Source organism: Salinivibrio sp. MA440, from assembly GCF_001996265.1.
GTDB classification, from domain to species: Bacteria; Pseudomonadota; Gammaproteobacteria; order Enterobacterales; family Vibrionaceae; genus Salinivibrio; species Salinivibrio costicola.
This window is the reverse complement of the sequence record NZ_MUFI01000063.1, coordinates 1-14,622: the sequence shown is the minus strand read 5'-3', so window position 1 is coordinate 14,622 and position 14,622 is coordinate 1. Positions and strand designations below refer to the sequence as shown.

Below are 14,622 nucleotides of genomic sequence, written 5' to 3'. Positions count from 1 at the left end.
AGTTAAATAATTATTAAATAAAGGCAGAGTTTGAGTAGATATTCTAATTTTAACAACAAACAGAGAAGGGTGCGTTTTATGCGTCCACTTTCATAGCGAAAATCACTACAGATTGATGTAATAAAATAACGGATGATATTTATAAAGCTGTGAACAGGGTAATCACGCCCCCAATGTAATGTGTGGCAGAATACGATGCGAGTGAAAACTGGATAGAACACATTAGGGACAAGGGCACAGGAGCGGCATGGCGTTTTTTATTTTTTTGCTTGTTTTATTGGCCGGTGGCGTGCTGGGTTACGGATGGCGAGCGCGTCAAGAGACAGTGGCGCTATCTGACTGGCAGGTTTACATGGCCAGCTTGGAAACGCCGCATGCCATTGTGACTGCCGAACAGGGCGACATTTTATATGCCAATGCTGCATGCGTAGACACCTTTTCACTGGTCGATAGCCAACAGCAATTTAAAACTGCTACCCCGCGACAGCAGCAAGCCGTTCAGGCATTCATCCTAGCACAGCCCTGGCCGCAACCTTTTTCTCATGTTGATGCGAAAGTCCGAGCGCCGGGGGCGAATCGGGTGCGTGTCAACGTGCAGTTATCGGGGTTACCGATTCGTTGTCGAGGAAAGCGAGCATGGGTTGTCTCCTTATCATCGACGGATCAGCGCACCCATTGGCAGCTTCATGAGCAAGAGCAAGGCGTACTCTTGAGCGTGATTAACTCGCTGGAGGAGTTGGTGTGCTTTCAAGATGTGGAAGGGAATGTGGTCGGTACCAATGCGGCATTTGATCGTTTTTGGCAAGGCCGTGAGCAAGAGGCCATTGTTTGGCAAGCGGATCAGCCGCTGACGCAGCCTCAAACTGAACGGACATGGGCGACACAACACAATGATGAAAGCTGTTTATTAGAGACTAATATCACCGCACTTAAAAATGATAAACAGGCAATCATTGGTACCTTGTGTATCAGCCACGATGTGACCAACTGGCACCAGATGCAAGAGCGATTACAAAAAGAAGCGCAACAGCGCCAATCCGTTGAGCAGGTCTTAGAGCAACGCAGTCATTTACTCAGTGCGATTTTTAAGTCGAGTATCGATCCGATTGGGATCTATGACCAAGACTACTATCACTTGGCTTGCAACCAAGCTTATGCTGATGCATTAGGCACTACGATTGAGGCGTTGGAAAACGCCCCTGCGCAGAAAGTGGTTGATCCTGATATCTTCGATCAACACCGACAGCGTGATCAACAAGTATTGGATACGGGTGAAACCATGACTTATGAGGATGTCATTCTTGGTCAGTCAGGCGAGCAAACCTGGTATGAGGTGGCAAAATCACGCATTCAAGATCCGGTGACGGGCGACCCTGCCATTTTGCTGATGGCACGGGATATTACCGAAAGAAAAGAAACGCAACAGCAGCTTGCCGACGCCATTATGGCTTTGCAAGCACTCAGTTTTGTCGACAGCCTCACCCAAGTCGCGAATCGACGTAGTTTAGATGAACAGCTGAGCAAACTGTGGCGTTCACAAGCGCGTGAAGGCACGCCACTTGCCTTTATCCTCTGTGATATCGATCATTTTAAACTGTACAATGATCACTATGGTCATCAACAAGGTGACTGGGCGTTACAAAAAGTGGCAAACGCGTTGACCTCAGCCGTTCACCGGCCGCTTGATGTGGTGGCGCGTTATGGCGGCGAAGAGTTTGCCATTATATTGCCGCAAACCGAACTGAACGGCGCTATCCAGGTTGCCGAGACTGCACGCGAGCGGGTGCTATCGGCAGACATTGCCCATCATCAGGCAGTGATTACCGGTAAAATTACTATCAGCCTTGGCGTTGCTTGTGTGACACCTACCGCGGATGGTGATTACGGTGATTTAATCCAGCAAGCGGATCGCGCTTTATATCAAGCTAAACGCAACGGTCGAAATCAAGTGAGTGTAGTGAAAGGCATGCCGACACCACACGGATCAAGCCCTCGACGCGCCTCGGTCGCCGAGTCGACTTACCTAGAATCTAGCGGTTAATCATCCTTTATGAAACAACTTAAAGTCCTCGCACAATATTATGTCGATTTACTGGTTAAACTCGGGATTGTGCGCTTTAGCATGCTGCTCGCCTTAGCCTTAGTAGCGCTGGCGGTTGTGGTGCAAGTGGGCATCACGCTGGTGCTTGAAGGCACGGTCCAGAATATCGACATTATTCGTTCTGTATTTTTTGGTCTGATCATCACTCCCTGGGCGGTCTATTTTTTATCAGTGGTGGTGGATCAACTGGAAGAGTCTCGTCAACGTTTATCCAAGCTCGTCTCAAAACTTGAAGAAATGCGCGCGCGCGATATGCGTTTAAACCGTCAATTAACCGAGAACATTGAGCAGCTCAACTTAGAGATAGAAGAAAGAGAAAAAGCTGAGGAAGCGCGGCAACAGGCGATTAAAGATCTGGAAAATGAAGTTTATCAGCGTGAAAAAGCCCAGTTAGAATTGGCTGAGCAAACCGCGTTACTGCGATCATTTATCGATGCCTCGCCCGATTTAATTTATTACCGCAATGCCCAGGGCCAGTTTTCCGGTTGCAATCGCGCAATGGAAGAGCTCACCGGTTACGATGAGAAAACCCTAAAGGGCATGACGCCTTGGGATGTTTATCGTGAAGATATTGCTGAAAAAGTGGTTGAAACGGACCAGCAAGTTTTTGATGCCAATGTCTCGATTACCTATGAACAATGGCTGGAATATCAAGATGGTCGAAAAGCCTATTTTGAGTTGCGCAAAGTCCCTTTCTTTTCACGAGACGGGCGACATCTAGGATTACTCGGCTTTGGACGCGAAATCACCGAGCGTAAGCGTTACCAAGACGCGCTAGAAAAAGCGAGTCGAGAAAAGACAGCGTTTATTTCGACCATTAGTCATGAACTTCGTACCCCGTTGAATGGCATTGTGGGGCTCAGTCAAATACTGCTCGACTCTCAATTAGACGATAAACAGCGTAATTACTTACGCACCATTTACGTTAGTGCCATCACGCTAGGTAACATTTTTAATGACATTATCGATTTAGATAAATCCGATCGAAAACGTTTGTCATTGCATCCTACCAGCATCGATCTGCGCGAGTTTGTGACCGAGATTGATAATATATCGACATTGATGGCGGAGCAAAAAGGTCTACGTTTTGAACTCGAGCGGGTCACGGACTTGCCCGAGTACGTTGCAGTGGATGCGACCCGTTTACGGCAAATTCTTTGGAACCTGGTGGGGAATGCGGTCAAGTTTACCAAGCAAGGTTGTGTGATTATCACGGTCAGTGCTGAGGTTGATCACGATACTGCTCATCTGTGTTTTGATGTTGAAGACAGTGGTATTGGGATCCCTGCGGATGAGCAAGATAAGATCTTTGCAATGTACTATCAGGTAAAACAAGCCGGTGAAAACCTGCATGCCGTGGGCACTGGGATTGGCTTAGCCGTTTCGCGTAAACTGGCGCGTTTGATGGGTGGCGATATCAGCCTCGACAGTGAAGAAGGTCAAGGCAGTACGTTTACACTTACGGTGAGTGTGCCACTGAGTGAACCCAATGAAGAACAGATGCCTTCCCCTGCGCTGATAAACAATGCGTTACGTATTTTGCTTGTCGAAGACATTGAGCTGAATATCACCGTCGCCACCAGCTTGCTTGAAAGCCTGGGTCATGACGTCACCGTTGCTCGCGACGGGCAAGCCGCGCTTGATGCTTTTGTGCCTGGCGCGTTTGATCTCGTCTTACTCGACATTCAGTTACCGGATATGACCGGGTTTGATGTCGCCGCGACATGGCGACAGCATCACGCGCATTTACCGCCCTTGGTTGCTCTGACGGCCAATGTGATCAACGATAAAAATAGCTACTTAACGCAAGGTATGGACGATGCTATCAGTAAACCCATTAGTGTCTCAGCCCTCAATCACGTGATTTCGCATCATGCTTTGGCCGGCGAGGCGGTATCCGCGCAGACTGCTGAATCTGAACCTCAGACGCAAGCGGCGCGGCCAGTGGCGAATGAGCAAGCTGAGCGCTTATTGGATATGGACATGCTCACCGGATACGTCGAGCTGGTGGGAATTAAGCCTGTACGCCAAAGTATCGAAATGTTTGAAGCAACCATGCCAGACTATATCGCGATCTTAGACTCGAACATGACCGCACGCGATCAAGACGGCATTGTTTCAGAAGCCCATAAAATTAAAGGCGCCGCGGGGTCGGTGGGGTTAAAACATATCCAAAAAGTCGCGCAAAAAGCTCAGTCGCCTGATTTACCGGCATGGTGGGAAAATATTGCTGATTGGATCGATGAAATAAAAGCGGGTTACCCGCACGATTTAGCGGTATTAAAGGCCTGGTTAGATGAGCAAAGCGACACTCACCGTTAACCTGATAAGATCAAAAAAAGGCGCCTTAGATTGGGCGCCTTTTGCCTGTACAAACGGTAGTTTTCACCGACTATCGGCTTAGCGTTGACACTTACTTCTCTTCAATCTCGCCGCAGAAGCGATAGCCTTCACCGTGAATGGTGGCAATAATCTCGGGTGTGTCGCTGTGCGATTCAAAGTGCTTACGGATCCGGCGAATGGTGACATCAACCGTACGATCATGCGGTTTCAAATCGCGGCCGGTCATTTTCTTCAGCAGTTCAGCACGGGTCTGGATCTTGCCAGGGTTTTCACAAAAGTGAAGCAATGCACGGAACTCAGAACGAGGCAGTTTGAAGGTTTCTCCCTCAGGATTGATCAGTGAACGGCTGTTAATATCTAACGTCCAACCATTGAAGGTATAAACGTCAACATTACGTTTCTCTTCACTCCCGTTCACACTGCTTAACGCACGCGTGAGCAGGTTGCGGGCACGGATAGTCAGTTCACGGGGATTAAACGGTTTGGTGATATAATCATCTGCACCGATCTCCAACCCAAGGATTTTATCAACTTCGTTATCTCGCCCGGTCAGGAACATCAGTGCCATATCCCCTTGTTCACGTAGTTCACGCGCCAGGAGTAGGCCATTTTTACCAGGCAGGTTGATATCCATGATCACAAGGTGAACGTGGTGGTTTGACAGGATTTGATGCATTTCGTCGCCATCGCTGGCTTCAAACACATTGTAACCTTCGGCTTCAAAGATACTTTTCAGCGTGTTACGTGTGACCTGTTCGTCTTCTACAATCAGAATTTGCGGGGTTTGCATTGGCGATACCTAATATCTAAATAGAATCCGGTTATATTCCACAGTCTAGACCGACTAGCCTGTGAAAAAAATTTACAAAATGCGAGGAATGTCTACCGCGAACCTCGCAACTAACATATGGCACGCCATCCATAGAGAAGTGTTCGTCGATGCTAGACAACGCACCGTGTGTTCCAGCTTGAGACGGGGCATGGCGGACTTGATTCAACGCCAAGCCGATCACTGTGCTATCCATTAATTATCGCCAATTGTATTCATTTAACAGCACGCTAACAATATATTAGGATGAAGGTTGATGATTTTTTTCATCCTTTATTGACCCCAATCAAAAGCATGTTACGTGTCAGTTAGTACCAACTATCCGTTTAACTTCATGAATAATCGCGCATAATTAGTAATTAAGCATAGTGTTAGTAGCCAATGGATGTAAATAATGTGTGATCAAAATACGCAGCAAGATTTGTGGAAAACTTACCAATCGATCGCTTTTCATGCCCCTCAAGCGCCCGATGCGGCTGCATTTGCTATTCTTACCGCATTTAATCCACGCAGCCAACCTTTATCTGACAATGAGAATTACTTACGTAATGAGCGGCTTGCCAAGGCGATGACGCAGGCCGGTCTCCGTTATTGGCCGATGAATGGTGGCGCACCGGATGGAAGTTGGTTTGAACCTGGTTTTGCGGTCGCGATTGCGTCATCGGATGCCGTGGCCTTGGCGAAAACTTGGGAGCAAAACGCGATTTACTGGGTTGAAAACGATACATTATGGTTGTTGCCTGCCTTAATGACAGACTTTACGCCACAATCACTTAACGTGCGTTTTTCTTCCTTGTTGGTGGCGGCAAAGACGTAAACGAGTCACCCTATTAATAATGAGGAGAAAGATATCATGGACGATAAACTGCCTGACTTATGTGACCAACACCCTGACGCGGTGCAATGGATACCGATGCAATGGTTTGACTATGGGGCAAAACGTGGCTTTGAAGGTCGAGTACGAACGGTGCGTTGCTATCGCGATAACTCGAAAGTGAAGGCGTTATTGGCGTCGCCCGGTGATGGGCAGGTGTTGGTTGTTGACGGTTCAGGTGCCATGGATAGAGCTTTGTTAGGCGACTTAATTGGACAAAGTGCGGTCGATAACCATTGGGCGGGGATTGTGATTGCCGGGCCCGTGCGTGATGCGGCCACCTTATCCACCTTACCGCTGGGCATAAAAGCACTGGGAGTGTGTCCAATTAAAACGCAAAAATACGGTCAAGGTGAGGTTGATGTGGCGATTACGCTTGCGGGGATCACCCTGACAGCGGGGGATTATCTGTATGCAGACCAAAATGGTGTGATCGTGTGCACCAATCCGCTAAACACGTGAATCAAAAACTTAGCCCTACCCCGAGTTGATAGATAGATTCGGGGGCGGCGTCGGCATCAAACTCAACATCTAGTCCGGCATTGACGCCAAAAGCGTCGCTAAATTGGTAGCGACTGCTGACGCCCCATTGATCAATTAAGGCGTTATCATTGTCATGGCTAATCTGGCTCGACACACGTAGCTTGTCGGTAAAATGATAATCAATGCCGCTGAGTAAACCATGCGCGCTGGTCGATTGTGCAGTCTCGCTTTTTAACTGTGTTCCTATGTAGACAGAGACATTCTGTAGTGGATAGCGATAGCCTGATTGGACCGTCCAACTGTCAAAGCCTTGGCTCGCCGAGGGAATAGACTGAATAAAAAAATGCTCTGACGCCAATTCAGGTGCGGTGTTCCTCGTGAGTTTTTCAGCCCACGCGGGTGTCGCCACGACGTGTAGGGCGAGGGCCAACCATCCTAGTTGTTTTACGCTCACATCCTTTGCCTCTTAGCTTTTGATTAACGCTGAGCTCGGTGGGCTCTTGTTTGTTCGCTACCGTGAGTGTAGACAAAAAAACGTTTTGTAGCCCATGACCTGTGACGATCAAGCTGGTTTTATTGCCATCTGTGTATGACTCAGGCGGTTTTCATCGTTGTATGGGCGTACATCGTGAAAATGCCCCGCTTTCACTTGACGTTGCAGTTGTTGCCAATAGGCCGCCTCAAATAGCTCAGGATGAAGACGATCAAACTCTTTTGCCACCGTTCGGTTAACCAGTAAAAAGGTACGAAATTCCTCGGGGAATACATCGTTCTCTCCCACGCTGTACCATGGCTCAGCCGCTAATTCGTCTTCAGGATAACGCGGCGGAGGAATACGGCGGAAGTTAACCTCGGTTAAATACGCGATTTCATCGTAATCATAAAAAATCACCCGGTTGTGGCGACTGACACCAAAGTTTTTAAACAGCATATCGCCGGCAAAGATATTGGCGGCGGCCAGTTCTTTTAATGCATCGCCATATTCTTGTACCGCCTGGGGAATCGCCTCGGGTGCCGCTTGCTCTAAATAGATATTAAGTGGGATCATTCGCCGCTCCATGTATAGGTGGCGAATCCGTACTTCGCTGTCGGTCACCGTGATGCAAGACGGCGCCACCGCGAGCAGTTCGTCGATTAATGCGTCACTAAACCGATCGCGAGGGAAAATAAAATGACGGTATTCTTGGGTGTCGGCCATACGACCAACACGGTCATGCTCTTTGACCAGCCGGTATTTCTCCCGCACTTGGGCATGGGTCATTTGTTTTTGCGGTGCGAACTTATCTTTGATGATTTTAAACACAAACCCGTATGAGGGGAGGGTGAATACAGACATCACCATGCCTTTTACGCCGGGGGCGATATCAAATAAATCGTCTGAGTTTTCCAGGTGATGAAGAAACTCACGGTATAACTCTGTCTTACCATGCTTTTGACATCCGATGGCGGTGTAGAGCTCTGCGGGCGTTTTATTGGGCATGAGCTGATTGAGAAAGTCGACTAAAGCGGCAGGTACCGGAGCGTAAACCATAAAGTAGGAGCGAGCGAAGCCGAATACGATACTGACGTCATCACTGTCGGTAATGCAGGCATCAATATAGAGCTCACCGTGATCAGAAATCGCGAGCGGTAATACCAGCGGTCGGCGTTGATTGGCCATATCGAGCCTGCCAATCAGATACGCGCCTTTATTGCGGAAAAATGGCTGACGGACCATCTCAAGGGTGAAGCTCATTGTGAGCTGGGGGCCAAAGCGCGCCTGCAGGATTTGGGTTATTCGCTTAAGATCACCGGTTTTATCTCGCCAAGGTAGGGTAAACGGTGTGCTATCTAGCATTCGTTCTAGCGTGGCATAAATGCCTGCTTGAGATTGAAACCGCCGAAGTAGTGGCGTGGGGTACTTAGGAATTCGTCCCCCTTGAGCGCTTTGCACAAACAATTTGTCACGACGAATATTCCGATGCTCAAAGATCCGGCAGTAGACAGAGTTAAAAAAACTCTCAGCGATATCGTAGCGCGGGTAATCATCGAGCAACCGGATATAGGCCGCTTTTACCGCCATCAAAAACGAGCGAGTGGCGTGTTCTTTCCCAAGCATCGCGCGGAGCTGTTGGCTGACTAAGCCAACATGGTGGTCATAAAATTGAATACGCGTTTTAAGTGCAAGCTGCACACTTTGCCAATCTTGTTGTTCAAAGCGTTCTTGTGCGCCCGATGTCACATCAAGAAAGCGACCGTACATGGCATCCGAGCCTTGTAAGATGGTGTTTGCAACCAGCTGCGCCATGGCGTCCTGTGTCATTTTCGCTCCTTTCCGTGAACGTTTTTCCCTCGGTTCAAGCTCGCAGAGTTTTGCTGAAAAAGCAATCGGCATCACTTTTTTGTTGACCTTGGCAGCATGATTCGATACACCTAAGGGGAACTCAACAAAATAAATGATAAACGCAACACACATGCAACTAACGATCAGCACCTTGACCACCACAACCACCATTATTACTGGCACACTTTGTGTTGGTGCGGGCTGATACGCACAGAATTTCCAAAAAAAGCCCGTACCTTGCCAGGTACGGGCTTTTTTTTATCTTAAAGAGAGAGGTCCCAAAAGGATGCGAGTTTTAAAATTTGGTGGTACATCGTTGGCCAATGCCGAACGATTTAGCCGCGCTGCCGATATTATTCTGAGTAATCAAGGACAAAGTGATGTCTCTGCGGTTTTGTCCGCGCCTGCTAAAGTCACCAATATTTTGGTCTCAGTGGTCGACAACACGGTCAAACATGGTGAGGCAGAGCTGCCACTTAAAGAGTTAGAAAGCCTTTTTACCGATCTTTTTCATGGGCTTGCCGAGTGTCAACCTAACCTTGAAACTCAGCCTCTATTTGACAAATTAACCCGTAGTCTCGGACAGCTTCGTCAATATGTGCACGGCATGAGCCTGCTCGGTTTGTGTCCCGATAGCACCTATGCGCGCGTGGTAAGCAAAGGGGAGCGTTTATCGGTAGCGGCAATGCATGCGCTCTTAGAAGCTCGTGGCTATGCCGTGTTTGATATTGACCCCGTTAATTATTTTGCTGCGTCGGGCAGTTATTTAAGTGCCGAAGTGGATATCGAAGCGTCATCGCAGCGATTTAAACAATCTCCGATCCCGGCGCAACATATCGGGCTGATGCCAGGCTTTATGGCCGGAAATGAAAACGGTGAGCTGGTTACGTTAGGGCGAAATGGCTCTGATTACTCGGCTGCTGTGCTGGCTGCGTGTGTGCGCGCCCAATGTTGTGAGATCTGGACTGATGTTGATGGCGTTTACAACTGTGATCCGCGTCTAGTGCCTGATGCACGCTTGCTAAAATCACTGAGCTACCAAGAGGCGATGGAGCTGTCTTATTTTGGGGCCAAAGTTCTCCACCCTAAAACCATTGCGCCGATCGCCCGGTTCCATATTCCTTGCCTCATCAAAAATACCGCCAACCCGCAAGGTGCAGGCACCCTCATTGGTGATGATAGTGGCGAGGACAAGCTGCCAATCAAGGGGATCACTACCTTAAGTGACTTGAGCATGGTGAATCTGTCAGGTCCGGGCATGAAAGGGATGGTGGGGATGGCATCACGCGTGTTTGGCGCCATGTCGTCGGCTGGGGTATCGGTTGTTCTTATCACTCAATCATCCTCTGAGTACAGCATTAGCTTTTGTATTCAAAACCAAGATAAAACCAAAGCAGAAAAAGCACTGAGTATCCACTTTGAGCTCGAGTTGAAAGACGGCTTGCTCGAGCCGGTTGAGTTTATCGATGATCTTTCAATTGTTTCCTTGGTGGGTGATGGTATGCGCACATCAAAAGGGGTCGCATCGCGCTTTTTCACCTCTCTGGCGGAAGTGAATGTCAATATTGTTGCCATCGCTCAAGGCTCATCAGAGCGTGCAATTTCGGCTGTTGTTCCCTCAGAGCGGGTATCCGAGGCGGTCAAAGCCTGTCACGAAAACTTATTTAATAGCCAGCACCATTTGGATGTCTTCATTGTTGGGGTCGGTGGGGTCGGCGGCGAGCTCATCGAGCAAATTCGTCGTCAGCAGGCCAAGCTTCGTCAGCAAGGGATTGTGATGCGTGTGTGTGGGTTGGCCAATAGCAAGGGCATGTGGCTGAACAGCCAAGGCATTGATCTGGATACCTGGCGCGATGATTTACCCAATCATCTTTCCGACTTCAGTTTGGCCGGCATGATCCAGTTAGTACAGCGTAATCACATTATTAATCCAGTGCTGATCGACTGCACCTCGAGCCAACAAGTCGCTGACCAATATACGGCGTTTTTACAGGCGGGGTTCCATGTGATCACGCCGAACAAAAAAGCCAATACCAGTAGCCTTGCGTATTACCACCAGCTGCGTCAGGCGGCGCGTGCAACCCACCGTAAGTTTATGTACGAGACCACGGTTGGTGCTGGCTTACCTGTGATCGAAAACTTGCAAAACCTGATTGCAGCCGGGGATGAACTGTCACGCTTTTCCGGTATTTTATCCGGTTCACTGTCTCACATCTTTGGCAAACTAGATGAAGGGGCAAGTTTTAGTGAAGCTACCAACGTGGCGCGAGAAAACGGCTTTACCGAACCGGATCCACGGGATGACTTGTCCGGGATGGACGTGGCGCGCAAGCTTCTTATCTTAGCTCGAGAGGCTGGCATGGAGCTTGAACTCGATGACGTCAACGTGGAGCCGGCCTTACCGCCAGGCTTTGATCAATCCGGTGACGTCGACAGCTTTATGGCTCGGCTTCCTGAAGCGGATGCTTATTTTAAGCAATGGTCGGAGCAGGCTGCGCAAGAAGGGAAAGTATTGCGTTATATTGGTGGGATTGAGAACGGCCAGTGCTTTGTGAAAATTCAAGCTGTTGCCAGTGATGATCCAATGAATAAAATCAAAGACGGTGAAAACGCACTGGCATTCTACAGCCGCTACTATCAGCCAATTCCGTTAGTTCTGCGCGGTTACGGCGCAGGGACTGCCGTAACGGCGGCGGGGGTGTTTGCGGATCTGATGCGAACACTCGGCTGGAAATTGGGAGTATAACCATGGCGGTACGTGTTTATGCGCCAGCATCGATTGGTAATGTCAGTGTTGGCTTTGATGTGTTGGGCGCCGCAGTTAGCCCTATCGACGGCAGTTTACTTGGCGATGTGGTTGAAGTAGCTGATGGGGGAAAAACGCCTTTTTCATTGCGCTGCCAAGGCCGCTTTACCGATAAGTTACCGCCGGATGAGCAAGATAACATTGTGTACAAAGCTTACCTGGCATACGCCGCAGCCTTGCAGGCGAATAATCAGTCGGTCAAACCTGTCGCTATGGTATTGGAAAAGAATATGCCGATCGGGTCGGGGCTGGGATCTAGCGCCTGTTCGATTGTGGCCGCTTTGGATGCGTTAAACCGCTTTCACGATCATGCGTTAGATGAAACCACCATGCTGGCGCTAATGGGAGAAATGGAGGCATCGATTTCAGGCAGTCTTCATTATGATAATGTCGCGCCCTGTTACCTCGGTGGGTTACAGCTCATGCTCGAAAGCCAAGGCGTGATCAGTCAAGCGGTGCCGCACTTTGAAAACTGGTATTGGGTCATGGCCTATCCTGGTATCAAGGTATCGACGGCAGAGGCCCGTACTATTTTACCCGCGCAATATCGCCGTCAGGATGTGATCGCACACGGCCGTTATCTCGGTGGTTTTATTCATGCGTGTCACACCCAACAACCTAAACTGGCGGCCAGTTTAATATGTGATGTGATTGCTGAACCTTACCGACAAAAATTACTCCCTGGTTTTGCTGAAGCACGGGCGCACGCGGCAAACTGTGGGGCATTGGCTACGGGAATATCCGGCTCAGGACCCACCCTGTTTAGTGTCTGTGATGATCAACAGGTTGCTGAACGTTTGGCGCAATGGCTGCGTGAGCAGTATGTACAAAATAACGATGGCTTTGTTCATGTATGTCGCATTGATGGACAAGGCGCAAAAGCAATAGGAAGTCATGCATGAAGCTTTACAACATAAAAGATCACAGCGAAGTCGTTTCGTTTTCTCAAGCGGTTCAGCAAGGGTTAGGACGTGGACAAGGGCTGTTCTTTCCCGATGCTTTGCCACAGTTTGATGACATGGATGCACTGCTTGCCATGCCATTGGTTGAGCGCAGTACCGAGATCTTGTCGGCACTGATTGGCGAGGAGTTGCCCAAAAGTCATGTGCGTGAGCTGGTCAGCGAAGCGTTTAATTTTGACGCTCCGCTTAAGCAAGTGGGCGAACATATTCATGCGCTCGAGCTTTTTCATGGGCCGACATTGGCGTTTAAAGACTTCGGCGGCCGTTTTATGGCGCAGTCAATTGCAGCGGTGTCTGATGGTAAAAAGATCACTATCTTGACTGCAACGTCCGGGGATACAGGGGCCGCGGTTGCTCACGCCTTTTATGGGATCGACAATATTGATGTGGTGATCTTATACCCAAAAGGCAAAATCAGCCCACTGCAGGAAAAGCTCTTTTGTACCCTTGGCGGCAATATCCATACCGTCGCCATTAATGGCGACTTTGATGACTGCCAAAGCCTCGTCAAACAAGCCTTTGATGATAACGAACTGCGACAGACGATAGGGCTTAACTCGGCGAATTCGATCAATATCAGCCGTTTGATGGCACAAATCTGTTACTACTTTGAAGCGGTCGCCCAAGTGCCCAAGCACAAACGCGATCAATTGGTCATGGCCGTGCCGAGTGGTAACTTTGGCAACCTGACGGCCGGGTTACTGGCCAAAGCGATGGGGTTACCGATTAAACGGTTTATTGCCGGAACCAATGCCAATGACACGGTACCGCGTTATTTGCAATCCGGTCAGTGGGCACCGCATCAAACCGTGGCAACCTTGTCAAATGCGATGGATGTGAGTCAGCCGAATAATTGGCCCCGTATTGAAGAGCTGTTTCGCCGTCAGCAATGGCCGTTAGCTGAGCTCGCCTCTGGGTGGGCAGACGATGAAGAAACGGCAGAGAGCTTACGCGCGTTGGCTCAAGCCGGCTATTTATGTGAACCTCATGGGGCAATTGCTTACCGGTTACTTGAGCAGCAACTTGAAGATGGGGAAGAAGGGATCTTTTTATGTACGGCTCATCCGGCGAAGTTTAAAGAGTCGGTTGATGCCATTTTAGAAAAAGATATTCCCTTGCCCGGTCCGTTAGCCAAGCATGCGCAGATGGCACTGTTATCTAGCGAGCAAGACGCTGATTTTACCGCTTTAAGGGCGTATTTACTTCGATTGGCAAACGCGTAATAAAAAAAGCCCGCTCTCTACGTAGCGGGCTTTTTATTGGGTGTATTCGACCTTTGTTTATAGCGAGCTAGTAAAGGTGCGAGTAATCACATCACGTTGCTGCTCAGGTGTTAGCGAGTTAAAACGGACGGCATACCCTGATACGCGAATGGTCAGTTGCGGATATTTCTCTGGATGCTTGGCGGCATCTTCCAACGTTTCGCGCTTCAGTACATTAACGTTGAGATGCTGGCCGCCTTCGTTAACGGCTTGGGTTTCGATTTCGACTTCGCGATAGTCAAACTCACCCAAAGAAGACAAAGCAACTTCTTGGTCTGCTTCAAAGCCCTGCTTTGCACAAACACAACGAGCTTGGTCTGCGTCTTTATTGATCAACCAGATAGAATTGATAAGGTCATCATTGGCCGCTGAGGTTACTTGAATGCCGGTGATCATGGCCTATCCCCTTTATTGATAGTGACTTTAATGATGTAAGATTTCATCATTTTGAGCCCTTATATATACGCCTTTTTCGATGTATATATATTGATTTAGGTCAACTTATGACCATTTTTAGGGGGTGAGTATTTATCTTGCATCAACATAAGTTCATTTATTTCAGTTATGTAGCACGTATTTAAGTGCAATAAAAACCTATTCGTATTAAAGAGCCTGTCTATGTTGTTATTTTATTACAAA

11 protein-coding genes and 1 other annotated feature are annotated in these 14,622 nt (G+C 48.7%); of the genes, 7 read left to right on the top strand and 4 right to left on the bottom strand.

Going from position 1 to position 14,622, the window contains the following annotated elements; translation table 11 throughout:
• The first annotated feature begins 247 nt into the window (after positions 1-247).
• Entirely contained in the window at positions 248-2,041 is a 1,794-nt protein-coding gene (locus BZG80_RS14710) for a diguanylate cyclase domain-containing protein (RefSeq protein WP_077679687.1), read from the top strand.
• Between the two features lie 9 nt (positions 2,042-2,050).
• The gene (gene arcB / locus BZG80_RS14705; RefSeq protein WP_077576417.1) at positions 2,051-4,423 is read left to right on the top strand and encodes an aerobic respiration two-component sensor histidine kinase ArcB; all 2,373 of its coding nucleotides are present in this window, start codon (positions 2,051-2,053) and stop codon (positions 4,421-4,423) included.
• 91 nt (positions 4,424-4,514) lie between these two features.
• On the opposite strand, the gene arcA is transcribed toward arcB, so the two are convergent.
• The gene (gene arcA / locus BZG80_RS14700) at positions 4,515-5,234 is read right to left on the bottom strand and encodes a two-component system response regulator ArcA (RefSeq protein ID WP_077679686.1); all 720 of its coding nucleotides are present in this window, start codon (positions 5,232-5,234) and stop codon (positions 4,515-4,517) included.
• Positions 5,235-5,667: 433 nt separating this feature from the next.
• Here arcA and BZG80_RS14695 point away from each other — a divergent pair, with 433 nt between their 5' ends.
• Together BZG80_RS14695 and BZG80_RS14690 are read left to right on the top strand one after the other, a co-directional pair.
• Positions 5,668-6,090 carry a DUF3293 domain-containing protein gene (locus tag BZG80_RS14695; protein WP_077459812.1) on the top strand — a complete coding sequence of 141 codons (423 nt, stop codon included), beginning with the start codon at positions 5,668-5,670 and terminating at the stop codon, positions 6,088-6,090.
• A gap of 36 nt (positions 6,091-6,126) precedes the next feature.
• Entirely contained in the window at positions 6,127-6,609 is a 483-nt protein-coding gene (locus tag BZG80_RS14690; protein ID WP_077679685.1) for a putative 4-hydroxy-4-methyl-2-oxoglutarate aldolase, read from the top strand.
• A 1-nt stretch (position 6,610) separates the two neighbouring features.
• Here BZG80_RS14690 and BZG80_RS14685 read toward each other — a convergent pair whose 3' ends face one another.
• Both BZG80_RS14685 and aceK read right to left on the bottom strand, forming a co-directional pair.
• Positions 6,611-7,084: a hypothetical protein gene (locus BZG80_RS14685; RefSeq protein ID WP_198532962.1), complete on the bottom strand. Its 474-nt coding sequence runs from the start codon at positions 7,082-7,084 to the stop codon at positions 6,611-6,613.
• A gap of 108 nt (positions 7,085-7,192) precedes the next feature.
• Positions 7,193-8,932, bottom strand: coding sequence for a bifunctional isocitrate dehydrogenase kinase/phosphatase (gene aceK, locus BZG80_RS14680; RefSeq protein WP_077679688.1), 1,740 nt, complete (start codon positions 8,930-8,932; stop codon positions 7,193-7,195).
• A gap of 164 nt (positions 8,933-9,096) precedes the next feature.
• Positions 9,097-9,214 (top strand) — a sequence feature (Thr leader region).
• 25 nt (positions 9,215-9,239) lie between these two features.
• Between aceK and thrA the strand changes: the two genes are divergently transcribed.
• From thrA to thrC, 3 genes are read left to right on the top strand one after another with little or no spacing between them, the layout of a single operon-like run.
• Positions 9,240-11,699 carry a bifunctional aspartate kinase/homoserine dehydrogenase I gene (thrA, locus tag BZG80_RS14675; protein ID WP_077576420.1) on the top strand — a complete coding sequence of 820 codons (2,460 nt, stop codon included), beginning with the start codon at positions 9,240-9,242 and terminating at the stop codon, positions 11,697-11,699.
• 2 nt (positions 11,700-11,701) lie between these two features.
• A complete protein-coding gene (thrB, locus tag BZG80_RS14670; protein WP_077459808.1) occupies positions 11,702-12,661 on the top strand; it encodes a homoserine kinase in 960 nt (319 codons plus the stop codon).
• Positions 12,658-13,944 (top strand): threonine synthase, encoded by a 1,287-nt coding sequence (thrC, locus tag BZG80_RS14665; protein ID WP_077459807.1) that lies wholly within the window; start codon positions 12,658-12,660, stop codon positions 13,942-13,944. Before thrB ends, thrC begins: the two co-directional genes overlap by 4 nt.
• A gap of 57 nt (positions 13,945-14,001) precedes the next feature.
• Here thrC and grcA read toward each other — a convergent pair whose 3' ends face one another.
• On the bottom strand, positions 14,002-14,379 hold the full coding sequence (gene grcA, locus BZG80_RS14660) for an autonomous glycyl radical cofactor GrcA (protein ID WP_021022125.1): 378 nt from the start codon (positions 14,377-14,379) through the stop codon (positions 14,002-14,004).
• Between the last annotated feature and the right edge of the window lie 243 nt (positions 14,380-14,622).

What these genes read in the sequence shown, in the direction of transcription:
- BZG80_RS14710 (WP_077679687.1), top strand. Translation starts at nt 248, where the DNA reads ATGGCGTTTTTTATTTTTTTGCTTGTTTTATTGGCCGGTGGCGTGCTG.
- thrC (WP_077459807.1), top strand. Translation starts at nt 12,658, where the DNA reads ATGAAGCTTTACAACATAAAAGATCACAGCGAAGTCGTTTCGTTTTCT.
- arcB (WP_077576417.1), top strand. Translation starts at nt 2,051, where the DNA reads ATGAAACAACTTAAAGTCCTCGCACAATATTATGTCGATTTACTGGTT.
- grcA (WP_021022125.1), bottom strand. Translation starts at nt 14,379, where the DNA reads ATGATCACCGGCATTCAAGTAACCTCAGCGGCCAATGATGACCTTATC.
- arcA (WP_077679686.1), bottom strand. Translation starts at nt 5,234, where the DNA reads ATGCAAACCCCGCAAATTCTGATTGTAGAAGACGAACAGGTCACACGT.
- thrA (WP_077576420.1), top strand. Translation starts at nt 9,240, where the DNA reads ATGCGAGTTTTAAAATTTGGTGGTACATCGTTGGCCAATGCCGAACGA.
- BZG80_RS14695 (WP_077459812.1), top strand. Translation starts at nt 5,668, where the DNA reads ATGTGTGATCAAAATACGCAGCAAGATTTGTGGAAAACTTACCAATCG.
- thrB (WP_077459808.1), top strand. Translation starts at nt 11,702, where the DNA reads ATGGCGGTACGTGTTTATGCGCCAGCATCGATTGGTAATGTCAGTGTT.
- aceK (WP_077679688.1), bottom strand. Translation starts at nt 8,932, where the DNA reads ATGACACAGGACGCCATGGCGCAGCTGGTTGCAAACACCATCTTACAA.
- BZG80_RS14690 (WP_077679685.1), top strand. Translation starts at nt 6,127, where the DNA reads ATGGACGATAAACTGCCTGACTTATGTGACCAACACCCTGACGCGGTG.